This is a genomic window from Plantibacter flavus (assembly GCF_051487245.1).
In the GTDB taxonomy this organism is placed as follows: Bacteria; Actinomycetota; Actinomycetes; order Actinomycetales; family Microbacteriaceae; genus Plantibacter; species Plantibacter flavus_B.
This window is the reverse complement of the sequence record NZ_JAHVDH010000006.1, coordinates 363856-383321: the sequence shown is the minus strand read 5'-3', so window position 1 is coordinate 383321 and position 19466 is coordinate 363856. Positions and strand designations below refer to the sequence as shown.

General features: G+C 69.8%; 16 protein-coding genes. 7 read left to right on the top strand and 9 right to left on the bottom strand.

Translation table 11 applies throughout. From position 1 onward, the window contains the following. Positions 1-11 precede the first annotated feature (11 nt). From KXS11_RS17300 to KXS11_RS17275, 6 genes are all read right to left on the bottom strand, one after another. A complete protein-coding gene (locus tag KXS11_RS17300; protein WP_437386910.1) occupies positions 12-698 on the bottom strand; it encodes a response regulator in 687 nt (228 codons plus the stop codon). Continuing rightward, positions 695-3229, bottom strand: a complete 2535-nt coding sequence (locus KXS11_RS17295) for an ATP-binding protein (protein ID WP_437386909.1) — start codon at positions 3227-3229, stop codon at positions 695-697. The genes KXS11_RS17300 and KXS11_RS17295 overlap by 4 nt, the downstream gene beginning before the upstream one ends. Positions 3230-3308: 79 nt before the next feature. Continuing rightward, on the bottom strand, positions 3309-3917 hold the full coding sequence (kdpC, locus tag KXS11_RS17290; RefSeq protein ID WP_437386908.1) for a potassium-transporting ATPase subunit KdpC: 609 nt from the start codon (positions 3915-3917) through the stop codon (positions 3309-3311). Between the two features lie 62 nt (positions 3918-3979). Further along, positions 3980-6148, bottom strand: coding sequence for a potassium-transporting ATPase subunit KdpB (kdpB, locus tag KXS11_RS17285; protein WP_437386907.1), 2169 nt, complete (start codon positions 6146-6148; stop codon positions 3980-3982). A 3-nt stretch (positions 6149-6151) separates the two neighbouring features. Further along, positions 6152-7825 (bottom strand): potassium-transporting ATPase subunit KdpA, encoded by a 1674-nt coding sequence (gene kdpA, locus KXS11_RS17280; RefSeq protein ID WP_437386906.1) that lies wholly within the window; start codon positions 7823-7825, stop codon positions 6152-6154. Further along, positions 7825-7914 carry a potassium-transporting ATPase subunit F gene (locus tag KXS11_RS17275; RefSeq protein WP_437386904.1) on the bottom strand — a complete coding sequence of 30 codons (90 nt, stop codon included), beginning with the start codon at positions 7912-7914 and terminating at the stop codon, positions 7825-7827. The genes kdpA and KXS11_RS17275 overlap by 1 nt, the downstream gene beginning before the upstream one ends. Before the next feature lie 331 nt (positions 7915-8245). Between KXS11_RS17275 and KXS11_RS17270 the strand changes: the two genes are divergently transcribed. Together KXS11_RS17270 and KXS11_RS17265 are read left to right on the top strand one after the other, a co-directional pair. Next, positions 8246-9430 carry a hypothetical protein gene (locus KXS11_RS17270; RefSeq protein WP_437386903.1) on the top strand — a complete coding sequence of 395 codons (1185 nt, stop codon included), beginning with the start codon at positions 8246-8248 and terminating at the stop codon, positions 9428-9430. Between the two features lie 103 nt (positions 9431-9533). Continuing rightward, positions 9534-10403, top strand: coding sequence for an AraC family transcriptional regulator (locus KXS11_RS17265; protein ID WP_437386902.1), 870 nt, complete (start codon positions 9534-9536; stop codon positions 10401-10403). Between the two features lie 55 nt (positions 10404-10458). Here KXS11_RS17265 and KXS11_RS17260 read toward each other — a convergent pair whose 3' ends face one another. Then, the gene (locus KXS11_RS17260; RefSeq protein WP_437386901.1) at positions 10459-11676 is read right to left on the bottom strand and encodes an MFS transporter; all 1218 of its coding nucleotides are present in this window, start codon (positions 11674-11676) and stop codon (positions 10459-10461) included. Between the two features lie 174 nt (positions 11677-11850). On the opposite strand from KXS11_RS17260, the gene KXS11_RS17255 reads away from it, so the two are divergent. From KXS11_RS17255 to KXS11_RS17245, 3 genes are all read left to right on the top strand, one after another. After that, positions 11851-12462 (top strand): hypothetical protein, encoded by a 612-nt coding sequence (locus KXS11_RS17255; protein WP_437386900.1) that lies wholly within the window; start codon positions 11851-11853, stop codon positions 12460-12462. 152 nt (positions 12463-12614) lie between these two features. Continuing rightward, entirely contained in the window at positions 12615-13262 is a 648-nt protein-coding gene (locus tag KXS11_RS17250; protein ID WP_437386899.1) for a TetR/AcrR family transcriptional regulator, read from the top strand. A 57-nt stretch (positions 13263-13319) separates the two neighbouring features. Then, positions 13320-16244 carry an MMPL family transporter gene (locus KXS11_RS17245; protein ID WP_437386898.1) on the top strand — a complete coding sequence of 975 codons (2925 nt, stop codon included), beginning with the start codon at positions 13320-13322 and terminating at the stop codon, positions 16242-16244. A 71-nt stretch (positions 16245-16315) separates the two neighbouring features. Here KXS11_RS17245 and KXS11_RS17240 read toward each other — a convergent pair whose 3' ends face one another. Next, a complete protein-coding gene (locus tag KXS11_RS17240) occupies positions 16316-16963 on the bottom strand; it encodes a pyridoxal 5'-phosphate synthase (RefSeq protein WP_437386897.1) in 648 nt (215 codons plus the stop codon). Between the two features lie 126 nt (positions 16964-17089). On the opposite strand from KXS11_RS17240, the gene KXS11_RS17235 reads away from it, so the two are divergent. Next, positions 17090-17662, top strand: coding sequence for a hypothetical protein (locus KXS11_RS17235; RefSeq protein ID WP_437386895.1), 573 nt, complete (start codon positions 17090-17092; stop codon positions 17660-17662). Position 17663: 1 nt separating this feature from the next. Here the strand turns inward: KXS11_RS17235 and KXS11_RS17230 are convergent, their stop codons facing one another. After that, a complete protein-coding gene (locus KXS11_RS17230; protein ID WP_437386894.1) occupies positions 17664-18221 on the bottom strand; it encodes a TetR family transcriptional regulator in 558 nt (185 codons plus the stop codon). Positions 18222-18394: 173 nt separating this feature from the next. Here KXS11_RS17230 and KXS11_RS17225 point away from each other — a divergent pair, with 173 nt between their 5' ends. Further along, positions 18395-19399 (top strand): SDR family NAD(P)-dependent oxidoreductase, encoded by a 1005-nt coding sequence (locus tag KXS11_RS17225; protein ID WP_437386893.1) that lies wholly within the window; start codon positions 18395-18397, stop codon positions 19397-19399. Positions 19400-19466 lie beyond the last annotated feature (67 nt).

The window sequence follows — 19466 nt, the reverse complement described above, 5'->3', positions numbered from 1 at the left end:
ACTCAGGGGCGTCAGAGCTGGAAGCGATAGCCCATGCCGGCCTCGGTGAGCAGATGGCGTGGCGTGGCGGGCTCCGGTTCCAGCTTCTTCCGCAACTGCGCGATGTAGAGGCGCAGGTAGCCGGTGTCGGTCACGTGCATCGGGCCCCAGATCTCGGTGAGGAGCGTCTGCCGGGTGACGAGTCTGCCGGCATTGCGCAGGAGGATCTCGAGCACCTGCCACTCGGTCGGGGTGAGCCGAACGGGGACCGGAGGTGCACCGGGCGTCTGCTTCGTCACCTGCTTCGCGGCGAGGTCCACGACGACGTCACCGAACTGCACGGTCGGTGCGGCCTCGGCCCCCGGAACCCGACGGGTCAGCGCCCGGATACGGGCGAGCAGCTCGTCGATCGCGAACGGCTTCGTCACGTAGTCGTCGGCGCCGGCATCGAGCGCCTCGACCTTGTCGGTCGACCCGGCCCGACCTGAGACGACGAGGACGGGGGCATCGGTCCACCCCCGCAAACCCTCGATCACCTGACGGCCGTCGAGCCCCGGCATGCCGAGGTCGAGGAGGTACAGGTCCGGTCGGTGCTCGATCGCGGCGTTCAGCGCTGCCGTGCCGTCCTCGGCCGTGATGATCTCGTAGCCGCGCGCGGTGAGGGTGATGCGGAGTGCGCGGAGGATCTGCGGGTCGTCGTCGGCGATGAGGATCTTCATCGGGAGGAGGCTCCGTTCTGTGACGCGGCGGACGGCGGCGCCGCGGAGGGCGACACCGGTGGCGACACCGGCAAGGACACGACCATCGTGAGCCCACCGCCCGGGGTGTCCTCGGGTTCGAGCGTGCCGCCCATCCCCTCGACGAAGCCCTTCGACAGGGCGAGACCGAGACCGAGGCCCGTGAGGTTGTCGGTGTCGCCGAGGCGTTGGAACGGCACGAAGACGTCCTCCCGGCGGTCTGGGGCGATGCCGGGCCCGTGATCGACGATACGGATCTCGACGGTGCCGCGGAACGCGCTCGTCGCGATGCGGACGGGTGCGTCGTCGGGGGAGAACCGCTGCGCGTTCGTCAGCAGGTTCACGATCACCCGTTGCAGGAGTCCTGCGTCGGCGAGGACCGGTGGGAGCTCGGGATCGAGGTCGAGCTCGACGTCGTGCGGGCCGATCCCCAGCTCGTCGAAGGCGGGAAGAATGGCGTCCTCGACGTCGATCCCGGTCACCGTGACGGCGAGCACCCCGGCCTGCAGACGGCTGACGTCGAGCAGGTTGGTGACGAGGGAGGCCAGGGTGCGGAGGCTGTCGTCGGCCGTCTCCAGCAGGTCCGTGCGGTCGACGGAGGTGAGTTCGACGTCGGTCGCGCGGAGGCCGGTGACGGCGGCGGTGGCGGCGGCGAGTGGGCGCCGGAGGTCGTGGCTGACCGCGGACAGCAGAGCGCTCCGGACGCGATCGGTGGCGGCGAGCGGGCCGACCTCCTGCGCGGTCGCCTCCAGATCGGTGTGCTCGAGCAGGGCGTTGAGCTGCGTCGCGATCACCGTGAGCAGCCGGCGGTCTGCGGCCGCGAGCACCCCGCCGTGGAGTTCGAGCACCGCTCGCGTGCCGATCGGGACGGCCGTGAACTCCCCGCCGCGGGTCGGCTCACCGTCGACAGCGAGGACGTCGTCACCGGCCACGAGGCGAACGCCCGCGAGCGAGAACGCCTCGCGGGTCCGGCTCACGAGGGCCTGCAGTGCGCCCTCGCCCCGGAGCACGCTGCCTGCGACCGTGGCGAGCAACTCCGATTCCGCCGCCGCCCGCTGCGCCGTCCGTGCCCGCCTCGCGGAGAGGTCGACGACGGCACTCACGATCACCGCGATGACCACGTAGAGCACGAGGGCGACGAGGTGCGCGGGATTGTCGATGGTCACCGTGTAGAGCGGTTGGACGAACACGAAGTCGAGCGTGATCCCTGACAGCACCGCCGCGAACACGGCCGGCCAGAAGCCGCCGATGAGCGCGACGATCACGACCAGGAGCTGATAGGCGAGCACCTCGCTCGTGATCGACTCCTCCGTGCGGGTGAGCATGAGCAGCCAGGTGACGAGCGGCCCGCCGATCAGCGCGGACACGAACCCGGCGACGAGCCGTCGTGCGCTCAGCGCACCGCCGAGCTTCGGGAGCCGGAACCGACCGCCGGCGGCCTCGTGGTTGACGATGTGGACGTCGATGTTGCCGGACTCGCGGATGACGGTCGTTCCGATGCCGGGCCCGGTGACCGCGGCTGCGAGACGACTGCGGCGGCTCACCCCGATCACGAGCTGCGTCGCGTTCGCCGCTTTCGCGAAGTCGACGAGCGCCCGCGGCACGTCGTCGCCGACGACCTGGTGGAAGGTGCCGCCGAGCGTGTCGACGAGCGCGCGCTGCTCGGCCAGTGCGCCGGGGTTCGCCGTGCGGAGCCCGTCGTGGGTCGTCACATGCACGGCGATGAGTTCGCCACCGGAGGAGCGAGCGGCGATGCGTGCGCCACGTCGTAGCAGGGTCGAGCCCTCGGGGCCACCGGTGAGCGCGATCACGACGCGTTCGCGTGCCTCCCAGGTGCTGTCGATACCGTGCTCGGCCCGGTAGTCGCGGAGCGCCGAGTCGACCTCGTCGGCCAACCACAGGAGGGCGAGTTCGCGCAGTGCGGTGAGGTTGCCGAGGCGGAAGTAGTTCGACAGGGCGGCGTCGATGCGTTCGGCGGGGTAGACGCGGCCGTCGGAGAGTCGGTCGCGGAGGGCCTGCGGAGCGAGGTCGATGAGCTCGATCTGGTCGGCGGCTCGGAGGACGGCGTCCGGGATGGTCTCGCGCTGCGGCACACCGGTGATCTGCCGCACGACGTCGTTGAGGGATTCGATGTGCTGGATGTTCACCGTCGAGAGGACGGAGACACCTGCGGCCAACAGGGTCTCGACGTCCTGCCACCGCTTCTCGTGCACGGCGCCGGGGGCGTTCGTGTGGGCGAGTTCGTCGACGAGGGCGAGCGCCGGACGGCGGGCGAGGACGGCCTCGAGGTCCATCTCGTCGAGGACGACGCCGCGGTGCTCGACACCCTGGCGCGGCACGATCTCGAGACCGTCGGTCATGGCCGCCGTCGCGCGCCGCCCGTGGGTCTCGACGATCGCCACGACGACGTCGACACCCTCGGCGTGCAGGCGATGGCCCTCCTCGAGCATCGCGTAGGTCTTGCCGACCCCGGGCGCCGCGCCGAGGAGCACTCGGAGCCGTCCTCGCTGCATGGTTATCCGTTCTCCGTGGCTCGGCGTCCGCCGTGCCCGGCGTGCCGCAGCCTGCGCGGGTCTCGTCCTCGCTGCATCGCTATCCGTTCAGTCCGGCCACGGCGAGGTTCAGTTGCAGGACGTTGACCGTGGACTCCCCAAGGTAGCCGAGGTCGGGGCCCTGCGTCAGGCGCTCGACGAGCGCACGGACCTCGCCCTCGTCGAGCCCGCGCTCAGCGGCGACACGCGGCACCTGCAGCAGCGCGTACGCGGGGCTGATGTGCGGGTCGAGGCCCGAGGCGGAGGCGGTGAGGGCGTCGGCGGGGATGCTCGCCGGGTCCACGCCTTCGAACGCCGCGATGGCGGAACGACGCTCCTCGATCGACGCGACGAGGTCCGCGTTCTCCGGGCCGAGGTTGCTGCCGCTCGACGCGCCGCCGTCGTAGCCGTCGCCGGCCGCCGACGGCCGCGACTGGAACCACTGCGGCAGCGGGTTGCCGTCCGCGTCGGTGAACGACTGCCCGATGAGCGCCGAGCCGACGGTCTCGCCGCCCTCGCTGATGGTCGACCCGTTCGCCTGGGAGGACATCGTCGCCTGCCCGAGCCCGGTGACGACGAGCGGGTAGCCGACGCCGAGGACGACGGTGAGGGCGAGCATGGCCCTGATGGCGACCCAGTACTGGGCGATGCCGCTGCGGGATGCACTCATGATGATCTTTCTGCTTTCCTGTGGTGGTGTGACGAAGCGCCTGGGCGACGGAGTGGGCCGGTTCAGAAGCCGGGGATGAGGCTCACCACGAGGTCGATGAGCTTGATGCCGATGAACGGGGCGATCACGCCACCGAGCCCGTAGACGAGGAGGTTCCGGCTGAGCACCTTCGAGGCGCTGAGCGGCCGGTACTTCACGCCGCGGAGCGCGAGCGGGATCAGGATGACGATGATGATCGCGTTGAAGATGATCGCCGAGAGGATCGCCGACGCAGGGGAGTGCAGCTGCATGATGTTGAGCAGCGCGAGGCCGGGGAACACCCCCGCGAACATCGCCGGGATGATCGCGAAGTACTTGGCGACGTCGTTCGCGATCGAGAACGTCGTGAGCGCACCTCGGGTGATGAGCAGCTGCTTGCCGATCCGCACGATGTCGATGAGCTTCGTCGGGTCGGAGTCGAGGTCGACCATGTTGCCGGCCTCCTTCGCGGCGGAGGTTCCCGTGTTCATCGCGACACCGACGTCGGCCTGTGCGAGCGCCGGGGCGTCGTTCGTGCCGTCGCCCGTCATGGCGACGAGGTTGCCGCCCTCCTGTTCCTTGCGGATGAGCGCGAGCTTCTGCTCGGGCGTCGCCTCGGCGAGGAAGTCGTCGACCCCGGCCTCGGCGGCGATGGCCTTCGCGGTGAGCGGGTTGTCCCCGGTGATCATGACGGTGCGGATGCCCATGGCGCGCAGCTCGGCGAAGCGCTCGGCGATACCGGACTTCACGACGTCCTTCAGCCGCACGACGCCGAGGACCTGCGCCTCACCGGTCGTGGACCTCCGTGCGACGACGAGCGGCGTACCACCGCTCTGGGAGACCGCTTCGACGTGCTCCTGCAGTTCGGCGTGCACCGAGCTCGCGAGCCGCCCGGACTCCTCGACCCAGGCGATGACGGCGGAACCGGCGCCCTTCCGGATGACCGTGCCGTCTGGCAGGTCGAGGCCGCTCATGCGCGTCTGCGCGGTGAACGGGACGACGTCGCCGGCGACGAAGTCACCCAGGTGGATGTCGCCCTCGGTGGCTGCAAGATCGACGATCGACTTGCCCTCTGGGGTCGGGTCGCTCGACGACGACAGCGCGGCCGCGCGGATGAGATCCTCACGGGGGACACCGCTCAGCGCGATGAACTCGGCCGCCTGGCGGTTGCCGTAGGTGATGGTGCCGGTCTTGTCGAGCAGCAGTGTCGTGACGTCGCCGGCCGCCTCGACCGCGCGGCCCGACATCGCGAGCACGTTGCGCTGCACGAGTCGGTCCATGCCGGCGATGCCGATCGCGGAGAGCAAGGCGCCGATGGTCGTCGGGATGAGGCAGACGAGGAGGGCGACAAGCACCGGCACGCTCACGGGTGCTGCGGCGTAGGAGGCGATGGGGTTCAGGGTGAGCGCGACGACCACGAAGACGATCGACAGGCTCGCGAGGAGGATGTTGAGCGCGATCTCGTTGGGCGTCTTCTGGCGGGCGGCGCCCTCGACGAGACCGATCATGCGGTCCACGAAGGTCTCGCCCGGCTTCGAGGTGATGCGCACGACGATGCGGTCGGACAGCACACGGGTGCCGCCCGTGACCGCGCTGCGGTCGCCACCCGATTCGCGGACGACGGGAGCGGACTCGCCCGTGATCGCCGACTCGTCGACGGAGGCGATGCCCCAGACGATGTCACCGTCTCCCGGGATGAGTTCGCCCGCCGTGACCACGACGACGTCACCGAGGGTGAGGTCGGCCGACGAGACCTGACCGAGTGCGGCATGCTCCGCCGACGGGTCGCGATCGGCGTCGTAGGCGGTGACCTGGTTCGCGAGCGTCGACGTGCGGGTCTTGCGGAGGCTGTCCGCCTGCGCCTTGCCCCGGCCCTCGGCGACCGACTCCGCGAGGTTCGCGAAGACGACCGTGAGCCACAGCCAGACGGCGATCCCCCAGGTGAACGACGCGGGAACCGGTGAACCGCCCGAGTCCTCAGCGCCGCCGAGGAACGGCTCCGCGATGGCGAGCACCGTCGTGAGGGCCGCGCCCACCTCGACGATGAACATCACCGGGTTCTTCACCATGAACCGCGGGTCGAGCTTGCGGAGAGCGCCAGGGAGTGCCGCGAGCAGCTGTGCGGGACCGAACGCGGCCTTCGCCGGCTGGTGGTGGTGCTCCTGCTCCTGCTCGGGTTCCGCTGCGGCGGGAAGCGTTTGCGTGGTGGACATGGTTTATGACAGCCCTTCCGCCAGGGGACCCAGCGCGAGTACGGGGAAGTAGGTGAGGGCCGTGATGATCACGGCGACACCGGTGAGGAGGCCGACGAACTGCGGCCGGTTGGTCGGCAGCGTCCCGGCGGTCGACGGCACACGATCCTGCGCGGCCAGCGAACCGGCGAGGGCGAGGACGAGCACGATCGGCACGAACCGGCCGAGGAGCATCGCGACGCCGAGCGCCGTGTTGAACCAGGGGGTGTTCGCGGTGAGCCCGGCGAATGCGGACCCGTTGTTGTTGGCGGCCGACGTGAACGCGTAGAGCACCTCGGACAGGCCGTGGAGGCCGGGGTTCCAGATCGAGGTCGATTCGACATCCGAGCGCACGCCCGGGATCGCGAAGCTCAGCGCGGTGCCCGTGAGCACGATCGTCGGGGTGACGAGGATGTAGAGGCTCGCGAGCTTGATCTCCCGAGGACCGATCTTCTTCCCGAGGTACTCCGGCGTCCGGCCGACGAGCAGTCCGCCGATGAACACGGCGATGACCGCGAGGATGAGCATGCCGTAGAGGCCGGATCCGACACCGCCTGGAGCGATCTCGCCGAGCATCATGTTGATCATCGGCATCATGCCGCCGAGCGCCGTGTAGGAGTCGTGCATGGAGTTGACCGCACCGGTCGAGGTGAGCGTCGAGGTCGTGCCGAACAGGGTCGAGGCGAAGATGCCGAAGCGCTGCTCCTTGCCCTCCATCGCGCCGCCGGCCGCCATCGGTGCTGCACCGAGGCCGCGGGCTTCGAGCGCCGTGAGGATCGAGAAGGACGCGAGGAAGATGACGCCCATGACCGCGACGATCGTGTAGCCCTGCTTGCGGTCGCCGACCATCCGGCCGAAGGTGCGCGGCAGGGAGAACGGGATCGCGAGCATGAGGATGTTCTGGACGAGGCTCGTCCACGCGGTCGGGTTCTCGAAGGGGTGCGCGGAGTTCGCGTTGAAGAACCCGCCGCCGTTCGTGCCGAGGAGCTTGATGGCCTCCTGCGATGCGACCGGACCACCGGGGATGGTCTGCGTCGCGCCGGTGATGGTCGTGACGTCGGTGAACCCGTTGAGGTTCTGGATGGTGCCGCCGGCGATCAACACGATCGCCATGAGGACGGAGAGGGGGAGGAGGAGGCGCAGGGTCCCTCGCGTCAGGTCCACCCAGAAGTTGCCGATCGTCCCACTGCGCCTGCTCGCGAATCCGCGGACGAGGGCGATGGCGACGGCGATGCCGACAGCCGCCGAGACGAAGTTCTGCACCGCGAGTCCCGCGAGTTGCACGGAGTAGCCCATCGTGACCTCGGGCGAGTACGACTGCCAGTTGGTGTTCGTGACGAAGGACACCGCCGTGTTGAAGGACAGCCCCTCCGGCACCGCGGGGAGACCGAGGGCGAACGGCAGGACGGCCTGCGCGCGCTGGAGTGCGTAGACGAACAGGACGCCGATGAGCGAGAACGCGAGGACCCCGCGGAGGTAGGCCTGCCAGGTCTGCTCGGAGCGGGCGTCCACACCGATGAGGCGGTAGAACCCGCGCTCGACGGCGAAGTCCTTCCGGGACGAATAGATGCGCGCCATGTACTCGCCGAGCGGGCGGTACAGCAGGACGAGGACCAGGACGAGGGTCGAGACCTGGAGGATCGCGAAGAGGGTCTCCATCAGAACCTCTCGGGTTTCACGAGCGCGTACACGAGGTACACGACGGCGACGACGGCGAGGGCCGCGGCGAGGAGGTTGAAGAAGATCACAGCTTCTCCACCCCTCGGGCCACGAGGCCGACCAGCGCGAAGACGGCGAGGACGCCGATCACGTAGACGATGTCAAGCAAGAGGACTCCAGTGGGTGCGTGGTGCGGGTGCGTGGTGCTGCGTCCCGTTGGGGACAGCTCAGAGCCAACACCCGTCAGCGACCTCCGGCGGCGGTCCTCACGGTTTCCATACGGCGCTCGCCGGATTCCTCACGAACCTCCTACGCAGCGCTCGCCGAGTCGCCCCGATCGGTCCGGATTTCGCGGATTCCCGTGCAGTTCCGGGCGGTTGAACGTGGCTCGCGGCGAGCCGCGGCCTAGGCTTGACGATCGTGACGGTGGAGACGCGATGGCTGACGGCACCGGAGGGTGACGTGGCCGCCGCGATGGCCGCACAACGCCGAGCAGGACGACCGAAGTGGGTGCCGACCAGGCGCCGGGTGCTGTTCCATGTGACCTTCAGCCTGTTGCTCTGGTACCTCGCGATCGCCCTCGTCCCCATCGGCGTCAGCGTCGACGAGTTCCACGACGGCCGGATCCGCGGCGACGACGTCCTCGGACTCGTGGTCGTCGCGATCATCACGCTCGCCTGGCTCTCCGGTGCGTACGCGGTCCTGCGCTGGTCGAACCGGCCGCCGTCACCGCGCGCCAGGATCGCCGAGTGGCGGCAGACGCTCACCGCGCAGGCCAACGGCTTCGAGCCAGACCCGAAGCACGCACCGACGTTCTCCTCGCTCATGACGATCTGCGGGGCGATCTCGAACGCGTTCGTCACGACGCGACCGCGGGAGTTCCGGGTCTCGCCGCGGTTCGTCGCTCCCGGTGTGGAGTTCGGCAATCTGGTGGACCGGTCGAGGCGCTCGGGCGACTGGCATTACCTGGCGGTCACCCTGCCTGCCGCGCTGCCGCACCTCGTCCTCGATGCGACGAAGAACGACGGCCTCCGCAGTGACCTCCCACCGGGCGTGGACCGCAGCCGACGCATCTCGCTCGAGGGCGATTTCGACTCGTGGTTCCGGGTGTACGCGCCCGACGGGTACGGGGTCGACGCCCGGTACGTCCTGACGCCCGACGTCATGTCGTCGCTGATCAGCACCGCCGCGTATTACAACGTCGAGATCGTCGACGACCGGCTCATCTGTTTCAGCTCGCCCGTGGCCGACTTCTCCGCTCCCGCGCCCTGGCTCGCCGTCGGGGCGATGCTCGACGATCTCGTCCCGCGCATCGTGACGAAGGCCGAGCGCTATCGCGACGAACGCGTTCCCGGCCAGGAGGCCGAGAGCATGCTGGCGGACGCCCGAGCGGCGCTGGAGCAGGATCGGCCGTGGACGAGGCGGCCCTCCGTGATCGATGCCGACGGTCGACGAATCGGCGTCCGGGCACGCACCCGGACGATGCGGGCGGTGCTCGGAGCTGCGGGCTGGTTCGTCACGCGGACCCTGCTGTACGTCGTCCCGGGGGCGTTCGCCATCGCCGGTCTCATGTCCGTCGTCGACGGCAGGGGCCCCACCAACTGAGTCGCCCGGAAACGCACGGAATCCGGCGGAAACCGTGCAACTCCGGGCGACTCAGCGGACGCCGAACGGAACATTCGGACGGGTGGGCGCGTTCAAGGAACGTGTGACCCTCACCCTGACACCGCCAGCGCCCCCGGCCGACACCCTCGACCGCGCGCTCGCGAGCCTCGAGTGGACGATCCACGGCACCGACCGCGACCACCTCGCCGCCGGCATGCCACTCGTCCGTCCACACGCCGCCTCGGGCTTCGTCTACGTGTCGAGCGGTCGCATCCGCCTCACCGACTCCGGCGAACCGTCACTCGACCTCGCCGCCGGCGACCTCGTGTTCTTCCCCCGGGCCCACACCACCGCAGTGCTCGCGCTCGACGACACGGAGCTCCTCGACGTCGCCTTCACCCCGCCGGGAGCCCGCCAGCAGGTCGCGGACTCCCTGCCGGAGCGACTGCACGTCACCGACTTCGCCGGCCAGGAGCAGACGATGGTCGCGCTCCTCGAGGGCATGGGGTGCCCCCAGAAGTCCGGTCGGCCACGCCCGGGCGACAACGTCATCTGCAGCCGCATCGCGACGACGATCGTGTCGGCAGCGCTCCGCACCTGGAACGAGGCCGGCTGTGCCACCGAACGCTGGCTGCAGCGCATCGGCGACCCCTACATCGGTACCGTCCTCGACGCCCTCCACGCGGAACCCGGCCACCCGTGGACGCTCGACGAACTCGCCCGCATCGCGACGATGTCCCGTTCCGCCTTCGCCGAACGTTTCCGAGCCGTCGTCGGCGAGACCCCGCGCGCCTACCTCACGACCGTGCGCATGGAGACCGCGAAGGGACTCCTGCTCACCGGCAGCGCCAGCATCGCCGACCTCGCGGGAGCGCTCGGCTACACCTCTGAAGACGGCTTCAGTCGTGCCTTCCACCGCTACACGGGCAGCACGCCGGCTCGCTGGCGCACCGAGGCGGCGCTCGCCGCCTGAGCTCCGTGGCGATCGTCAGCCCAGCGGATGACGACCGATCAGCTGGTCCCGCGGTTCAGCGACGGGTGCGCGCCCCGCCGGCCGCCCCGAAGATCGCCCCACCGACGATCGCGGAGACGGCCGCCACGGTGAGGGCGGGCACGATCCCGATCGTGTCGACGAGGAGTCCGCCGACGCCCGCACCGACGGTGATCGCGAGCTGGAAGCCGGCGACCACGAGCCCACCACCCGACTCCATGCGGTCAGGCACGATGCGTCCCATCCAGGTGCTGAGCGTCGTGAGCCAGGCGCCGAACCCCATGCCCCAGGTGGTGATCGCGATGGTGACGATCCACAGGTGGTCGGGGAACGCGGTGACGAGGGCGATCGAGACGCCGATGAGGGCCGGGACGATGTAGCGGAGGACCGTGAGGTGCTTGTCGACGAGCAGGCCGATGATGAAGTTGCCGACCACGCCGCCGAGACCGAACGCCGCGAGGAGCACGGCGATGCCGGCCGCGTCGAGGTCCGGCACCCGCTCGATCGCGAGACGGATGTAGGTGAACGCGATGAAGTGGCCGAGCACCGTGAGGATGTGGCCGGTGAGGCCGAGACGGATGCCGGGGACGCGGAGGGTGTCGACGAGGGAGCGCAGGCCACCGCTCGACGGGGCCGGTGCGACGGGTGGCAGCACGAGACGCAGTGCGACGGCGACGACGGCGGTGATGATCGCGACGCCCGCGAAGATGAGGCGCCAGTCCATGATCGAGCCGAGGTAGGTGCCGACGGGGACGCCGGCGACGGTCGCGACGGTGGTGCCGGTGTTCACGAGCATGATCGCCCGACCGAGGTGCTTCGGGGTGGAGAGGCGGGCGGCGATCGCGATCGACATCGCCCAGAACGCACCGAGGGCGGCACCGAGCAGCAGGCGTGCGACGAGCAGCATGATGAAGTCGGCGGAGATCGCGACGACGGCACTCGACACGGCGGCTCCGGCGGCGAGCAGCACGAGCAGGAGGCGGCGGTCGAGGCGCGGGACGAGGATCCCGATCGTCGGCGCGGTGAGGAAGCCGATGAACGCGGTCGCCGTGACCGCCTGTCCCGCCTGCCCCTCGGAGATGCCGAGGGACGCGGCCATCGACGGCAGCAGGCTCGGGGGCAGGAACTCCGCGAGCACCAGCACGAAGCTCGTCGCCATCATCACCGCGATCGCCGCCCAGGCCGTGCGGTCGCGCGGTGCGGAGGGGACGGGTACGGAGTCGGTGCGGGGGGAGTCGATGGTGTCGCTCGTCATGGTCCCAGCCTGACGCATGCGCCCACGGTCCACCCGACCACGCGTCCGCCCGACCCGACCGTTCGTCCGCCGCGCACTATCGTGGAAGTGCGAATCGGCGAGAGGTCCGATCCACGCAGTCGCACTGAACCAGGGGGAAGAACGATGGCCGGAGTACTGATGGACGATGTTGGCATGGGGCTGGGACGGTATCTGAAGACCCGCCCGGACATCTTCCGTCCCGAGCGCTCGCCGATCCGCACGACGATCTGGGTGCTGGTCGCCCTCGTCGGCATCGGGATCGGTGTCCTCGCCATCGTCAACCCCGAGGCATTCGTGCGGGGCGGGCGCGAGGGCGTCGGCGTGCGAGGCGGTCTGGGCATGATCATCGCCCCGCTGATCCTCGTCGGCATCGGCATCGTCGGGATCATCTGGTGGTCCCGCCGTTGGCGCACGCCGGGCGGCGGCAAGATGAAGGTCGCCATCCAGCAGCAGTTCAGCTCGACCGACCCGGCCGAGGTGTGGGCGATGCTCGAAACCGTCACCTCGACGTCCGACCCCGCCCTGCAGAACCTGCTCACCAGGATCTACCGCGACCAGGCGATGCCCGGCACCTTCGCCCTCGATGTCATGCACTCACCCGAGGACCGCGTCCTCGTGGCCATGGTGACCCGACACGTGCTGAAGAAGGCCGGCGACCCGAACAGTGGGATGAACAACCAGCTCGAGCGCGAACCCGTCGTCCGCACGGGGACGGCCTACATCGACTTCAGCGGACCCGCCAGCGCCGCCAAGGCCTCCATCTGACGCACTGGGCGAGGCTGACTCGCCCGACAATGCGCGAATCCGGCCTCGTTTCGCACCGTTCAGGGCAACTCACGGTGACCGTGCGTGGTGACGAAGCTGAGTGTTTCCCAAACAAGTTGCACTCCGTGCATCGGTGCACGTAGTGTACCCACGTGTCCACCACCGCCCCCGCTGAGGATCGTCGCGCCGCCCTGCGCGCCAGGCACCATCGCGCCATCCTCGACGCGGCGCGCGGGATCATCGCCGAGCAGGGGATCGCGGGTTTCAACGTGGAGCTGCTCGCCGAGCGCGCGGACGTCTCCCGCCGCACGGTCTTCAACCACTTCTCCTCGATCGACGACCTCGTGACGAGCTCGTGCACCGAGGAGTTGGCGGTGCTCATCGAGCACTTCCGCACCTCCGTCAGCGCCCGCCCGACCGGTCCCGGATCACGCGCGTCGATGTTCGAGGACGTCGTCGCGGCGCTCCGCGACACGGACATCCCGGGCATCATCTCGTTCCTCTGGAACGCGCTCGGCGGGTTCGCTCCCGACGACTCGCGGCCGCGACAGCTCTTCCAGGCGACCTTCTCCCGCACCACCCAGGAGCTGGCGCAGGAGCTCGCCGAACGCAACAGCGACGTCGACGAGCTCGAAGCCGGGTTCCTCGTCTCCTCCCTCATGCACGGCGTGGAGGTGCTCGCGCATCATTGGATCGCGGCCACCGGCGCCACCACGGACGACGATGCCCGTGCCCTCTGGACCTCCCTGCTGGAACGACTCATCGCGAGCGTCCGCCAGGGCTACGGCTCCGAGCACTGATCCGCATCCCGTCCCCCGCACGACACGAGCACCACCCTCCGAAGAATCGAGACCCCCTTGGCTGAACTGCTGTACCGCCTCGGACGCTTCTCCGCGCGCCGCGCGTGGGCCGTCCTCATCTCCTGGATCGTGATCCTCGGGATCGCCGTCGGCGCCTTCCTCGCGTTCGGTGGCACCCTGTCGAGCGCCGTCACCATTCCCGGGACGCCGACTGCGAAGGTGACCGACCAGCTCGCCGAGTCGTTCCCGAGCGCCAGTGGCGGCACCGGCGCGATGGTCTTCCACACGAGCGACGGCGACGCGTTCACCGACAGCCAGAAGACGGCGATCGGTGACCTGCTCGACAGCACCGCCAAGCTGAAGGGCGTCGACACGACGGTCAACCCCTTCGAGACCCAGGCGACGATCGCCGACCAGGCGCAGCAGATCTCCGACGGCACGCAGAAGGTCGCGGATGGCGAGGCGCAACTGACGGCCGGCCAGGCGCAGCTCGACGCCGGGCAGCAGCAGCTCACCGACGCCCAGACCCAGCTGACGGCGGCGCTCACGCAGGCTCAGGCGCAGGCGGGCGGCACGCTCCCCGCTGCCGCACAGGCCCAGTTCGACGCCCAGCAGGCGGCGATCGACCAGCAGCAGACCGCGCTCGACGCTCAGCAGCAGACGATCACCGACAACCGCACGACGCTCGACGAGCAGAGCACGAAGCTCAAGCTGTCCTCGCAGCTGCTCGACCTGTCGTCCGGCATCCGGACCGTCTCCACCGACGACACCACCGCCGTGGCGAACGTCGTGTTCGACGACCGCCAGCAGGAGGTCACCCCCGAGACGAAGCAGTCCGTGATCGACCACGTCTCGGGCGGTGTGCCGGACGGCGTCGAGGTCGACTTCTCGAACGAACTCGCGCAGAGCCTGCCGCAGCTGTTCGGCGTCGGTGAGGCCGTCGGGCTCATCATCGCCGCGATCACGCTCCTCGTCATGCTCGGCACGGTCATCGCCGCGTCCCTCCCGCTCGTCTCCGCGATCGTCGGGGTGGGTGTCGGTGTGACGGCGTCGCTGTCGTTGTCGGGCGTCGTCGACATGCTCTCCATCACGCCCGTGCTCGGCGTGATGCTGGGACTCGCAGTCGGTATCGACTACTCGCTCTTCATCCTCAACCGGCACCGCAAGCAGTTGCTCGACGGCGTCGAGCTCCACGACTCCATCGGCCTCGCGAACGGCACCTCGGGCAACGCGGTCGTGTTCGCCGGTTCGACCGTGCTCGTCGCCCTGCTGGCGCTCAACGTCACGGGGATCCCGTTCCTCGGCATGATGGGCACGGTCGGCGCGATCTGCGTCGCGGTCGCGATCATGCTCGCGGTCACCCTCACACCGGCGATGCTCTCGCTCCTCGGCCTGCGGATCCTCAGCAGGAAGGCGCGCGCGACCATCGGCACGCCCCGCCCGGACAGCGCACCGACGAAGGCGATGGGCACAGGCCGTGCGATCGGCACGCTCGTCGCCGGACTCGTCGTGCTCGGCGTCGTCGCCCTCCCCGCCCTCGACATGCGCCTCGGCCTGCCGGACGGCAGCTCGGAGGCGGTCGACTCGACGCAGTACACGTCCTACACGCTCATCGAGGACAAGTTCGGTGCCGGCGTCAACGGTCCGCTGCTCGTGGTCGCGACGCTGCCCGACGCAGCGACCGATGATGAGGTGCTCGAAGAGCAGGTCCGGATCGGTCAGAAGATCGCCGACCAGACCGACGTGAGTGCGGTCGCGCCGGTCGGTGCCTCCGACGACAACACGGTGCTGGCGTTCCAGGTGATCCCGGAGGAGGGCCCGAACAGCGTCTCGACCGAGCAGCTCGTGCGCGACCTGCGGGACCTGTCGCCGCTGCAGGGTGATGTGGAACTCGGAGTGGCCGGCAGTGCGAGCGGCAACATCGACGTCTCGCAGCAGCTGTCCGACGCCCTGCCGCTCTACTTGGCGCTCGTCGTCGGCCTGTCGCTGATCATCATGATCCTCGTGTTCCGCTCGATCCTCGTGCCGATCACGGCGACGCTCGGCTTCATGTTGTCGCTCGCCGCGACCTTCGGGGGCATCACGGCGATCTTCCAGTGGGGCTGGCTCGGCCCGGTGTTCGGCGTGCACGACCCTGGCCCGATCCTGAGCTTCCTGCCGACGATCCTCATCGGCATCCTGTTCGGGCTCGCGATGGACTACCAGCTGTTCCTGGTGTCGGGCATGCGTGAGGCGTTCGCCCACGGTGCCCCGGCGCGCCTGGCCGTGCAGCGCGGTCTGCACGCCGGTCGCACGGTCGTCGTCGCGGCGGCGATCATCATGATCTCCGTCTTCGGCGGGTTCATCTTCTCCCACTCGGCGATGATCCGGTCGATCGGCTTCGGTCTCGCGTTCGGTGTGCTCGTCGACGCGTTCGTGGTGCGCATGCTGCTCATCCCGGCGGTCATGCACCTGCTCGGGAAGAGCGCCTGGTGGATTCCGAAGTGGCTCGACCGCATCCTCCCGAACGTCGACGTGGAGGGTTCCGCGCTCGAACGCACTCACCCGCCGCACCACACGGGATCCGTGGCGACGGCCGAAGCCACGGGTGCAGGGAAGCGACGCGTGGCAGTCGACGGCGCGGAGACGTCGCTCCCGCTCAGCATGTCGGGGTTGCTCGCTGCCGCCGCCGCCCCGCTCGCCGCCTCGGACGCGTACCGCACGTCCGCACACGTCGCCGCGCCGTCCGCGGAGCTCACCCGCCGCGAGGCCGTCGCGGAACGCTCGCACGCGGCCCACGTGCTGACGACGGACGAACCGGCGCACTCCGCTCCGGTCTCACCCGGCCTCGACGTCATCGTGCATCCCGCGTCCGCCGGAGTGCAGCGCGTCGCGGTGGGGGCGTACGTCATCGCGGTCGACGCCGACAACGGCACGGCCGTCGTCGAACCGCCGGCGGGTGGTGTCGTCGTCGTGCGAGCGCCGAGGTCGCCGGAGGCGTAGCCACCCCACTGAGTCGCCCGGAAAGGCACGGAATCCGCGGGATCTCGTGCCTTTTCGGGCAACTCAGGGCGTCACGGCTGCAGTCGGTCGACGAGCCAACCGCCGTCGGACGCGAGGTAGCGGAGGCGGCGGTGCATACGGTCGCGGCTCGCGTGCCAGAACTCGACGTGGTCGGGTACGAGCCGGAAGCCGACCCAGACCGCTGGGCGCGGGACGTCGTCGCCCTCGCGTTCCAGCAGCGCGTTCGCCTCGGCGATGAGGTGCTCGAGGGTCTCTCCCGGACCGTCGCCGAACGGCGTCGACTGGTGCGCGACCGCGGTGGCGGCACGCGAGGCGGGGGAGCGGTCCGCGAACAGCGCGTCCGATTCGGCGTCGGTCAACTGTTCGACGCGTCCCTCGAACCGCAGCTGCTGCATCGTCTCGCGCCAGTAGACCTGCAGCGCGGCGCTCGGGTTCTCCGCCAGCTGGCCACCCTTCGGGCTGCGTGTCGAGGTGCCGAAGACGAGCCCGCGGTCGTCGAGCATCTTCACGTCGACGGCACGGGCGCTCACGACGCCGAGGCGTGTCGCGGTCGCGAGCGTCATGGACCGAGGCTCTCGCACACCGCGCTCGATGGCGGCGGCCAGCCACTCCTGCGCGAGCCGCATGGGCTCTGCCGGTGGGCTGTCGAACTCCGGCAGCAGCAGGGTCTCGTCTCCGGACAGCGGTTCGGCGCTCATGGCGTGAGCCTACAAGCTGAGCGGGGAGAGGGCGGCGGGGAAGCCATCGCACCGAGCCCGATGACGCACCGTTCCGACGCTCGTCGACGCCTGACTCCCGCCGGCCCCGTGCGCTACCGTATGACCGTGTCGAACCAGCCAGCGAGCCCCGAGGACGAGCCTCGCGCTGGCGCCGTGCCACCAGGAGCCTCCGCGCGCGTGACGGGTGCGATCCTCGTCGGCATGAGCGTCGCGATCTGGTGGCCTGCCTTCACTCTGGGCGCCTGGGGCCAGTTCTTCTTCGACCAGCTCTTGACGGTGTGGGCCGCCGCGACCGGTGCGCTGTTCGCGGTGCTCATCCAACGCCGTGGTAGCCGGTATCGCGTTCGCCGGGTCTTCGCCCTGTCCATCCCGAGCCTCTGGCTCGCCCTCTCCTTCGTCACGGACAGCGACTCAGCGCCGCTGCTCCTCGACGTGTTGGACCTGCTGGCCGGCGCGGTCGCCCTGCTCGGGCTGCCCGCCACGCTGTGGGTGCTCGCCAGGATGATGTGGCCGGAGTTCGGTGAGGGGATCTCGATCGCTCGCCGCTGGCTGGTCGTCCTCGGTGTCGTCGTCATCGCCGTGATCGCGTTCAGCCTCGGCGCGAACCAGTCCGCCTTCCTCACCTGCGGGGACTTCACGATCAGCGGGAACTCCGAGCCCCCGGGCTGCACTCGCTGAGTCAGCGGGAGAACGACCGCCGGAACATCGCCTTCGCGCGCGCGGCGGTGTCGGCGCGATGCGACTCAGGGATGTGGGTGAGGGTGGCGCCCACCATCGAGACGGCCATGAGGATGTCGTCGGCCTCGACATGCTCGGCGATGCGGTGCGCGGCGACTTCGCGCGCATGGAGCCGGTGGGCGAGGGCGTCGAGACGGGTGCCGAGGGCGGCCACGCGTGGGTCGTCCCCTTCGCCCAGGATCGCATCGACGAACGGCGTGGTCACGAGCGCCTGATCGATCACGACGTCGAGGAGGGAGTCGAGGGTGGCCTCCGGCAGCTCGGCATGCGCTTCGAGTTCGGCGACGTTCTCGTCGAGCACGGCGAGGGCGAGCGAGAGCCGGTCGGGGAAGTGGCGGTACAGGCTGCCCTGACCGACGCCCGCGCGTTTCGCGACCGCGCTGAGCGGGGCCGTGAAGCCCTCGGCGCCGAACACCTCGCGGGCGGCTGCGACGAGCGCTCGTCGGTTCTCGGGCCCGGCGCTCGGGCCGCGATTCGGCTTCGGAGCGGCGGGCGGCATCCTCGTAGCGTACCGCCGCGACGTGCTCGGTGGCCTGCTCCTGGGAGGTCACCGTGTGCCCTGGCGCTCGGCGGGGAGAGGCGAGTAATCTAGACCGGACAAAGATGTCCGGTTAGGCGTGCGTGCCCGATGAACCCGTCGTCCGCCTCACCGGCCCGAGCAGAGGAACCCCCATGAGTGCGCTCACCGCCAACACCCCGATCTCGACCTGGCTCGCCGACCCCACGGGAGGCCCACTCATCCGCGGGCTGCTCTCGCAGCTCGGCACCGACGAGTCGCAGCTCGCGCCGATCGCAGGCCTCCCGCTGCAGCAACTCGTCGCGATGAGTCAGGGGCAGCTGCCCCAGTCGCTCGTCGACGATCTCGTGTTGGCCGCGAACGACGGCGTGGTGCCCGTCGACGACGAGCCCTCCGGATGGCAGGAGCGCGTCACCGGTGGTCGTTTCGCGGGGAAGACGGTCATCGTCACCGGTGCTGCCTCGGGTATCGGTCGTGCCACGGCGTCCCGCGTCGCCCGCGAGGGTGGCCGGGTCGTCGCCGTCGACCTCTTCGACGACAAGCTGGCCGACCTCACCGCGTCCCTGCCGGGCGCGGACGTCGTGACCGTCGCGGGCGACATCACGAAACAGGAGGACATCGACGCGATCGTCGCCGCGGCCGGCGACCGCATCGACGCGCTCGCGAACGTCGCAGGCATCAACGACGACTTCTCGCCGCTGCACGAGACGTCCGATGCCACGTGGGAGCGCGTCATGAACGTCAACGTGACGGGTGCGTTCAAGCTGACGCGCGCGGTCCTGCCGGCGATGGTCGCCGCCGGCTCCGGTTCGATCGTCAACATCGCCTCCGAGGCCGGGCTCCGCGGGAACGCTTCGGGCAACGCCTACACGACGTCGAAGCACGCGGTCGTCGGCATGACGAAGAGCGCCGCGTTCATGTACGGCCCGAAGGGTGTGCGTGTGAACGCCGTCGCGCCCGGCGGCGTCGCGACCGGCATCCCCTTCCCGCCGAACGTCTCCGAGGCCGGTTCCGCCCGCCTCGCCCCGTTCCAGGCGGCGATCCCCACGATCGCGACGGCCGAGCAGCTCGCCGCGTCGATCACCTTCCTGCTGAGCGACGACGGCGTCAACGTCAACGGCGTGATCCTGCCCTCCGACGGCGGCTGGTCGGTGCAGTAGTCGTGTGCACCCTCCTGAGTCGCCCGAAAGAGTGCGAAAATCGCGCCAGTTCGAGCAGTTGTGGGCG

Bases quoted from the DNA above. Each gene is read 5' to 3' on its own strand.
- KXS11_RS17300 (WP_437386910.1), bottom strand. From the start codon at position 698: ATGAAGATCCTCATCGCCGACGACGACCCGCAGATCCTCCGCGCACTC.
- KXS11_RS17295 (WP_437386909.1), bottom strand. From the start codon at position 3,229: ATGCAGCGAGGACGGCTCCGAGTGCTCCTCGGCGCGGCGCCCGGGGTC.
- kdpC (WP_437386908.1), bottom strand. From the start codon at position 3,917: ATGAGTGCATCCCGCAGCGGCATCGCCCAGTACTGGGTCGCCATCAGG.
- kdpB (WP_437386907.1), bottom strand. From the start codon at position 6,148: ATGTCCACCACGCAAACGCTTCCCGCCGCAGCGGAACCCGAGCAGGAG.
- kdpA (WP_437386906.1), bottom strand. From the start codon at position 7,825: ATGGAGACCCTCTTCGCGATCCTCCAGGTCTCGACCCTCGTCCTGGTC.
- KXS11_RS17260 (WP_437386901.1), bottom strand. From the start codon at position 11,676: ATGACGAGCGACACCATCGACTCCCCCCGCACCGACTCCGTACCCGTC.
- KXS11_RS17255 (WP_437386900.1), top strand. From the start codon at position 11,851: ATGGGGCTGGGACGGTATCTGAAGACCCGCCCGGACATCTTCCGTCCC.
- KXS11_RS17240 (WP_437386897.1), bottom strand. From the start codon at position 16,963: ATGAGCGCCGAACCGCTGTCCGGAGACGAGACCCTGCTGCTGCCGGAG.
- KXS11_RS17230 (WP_437386894.1), bottom strand. From the start codon at position 18,221: ATGCCGCCCGCCGCTCCGAAGCCGAATCGCGGCCCGAGCGCCGGGCCC.
- KXS11_RS17225 (WP_437386893.1), top strand. From the start codon at position 18,395: ATGAGTGCGCTCACCGCCAACACCCCGATCTCGACCTGGCTCGCCGAC.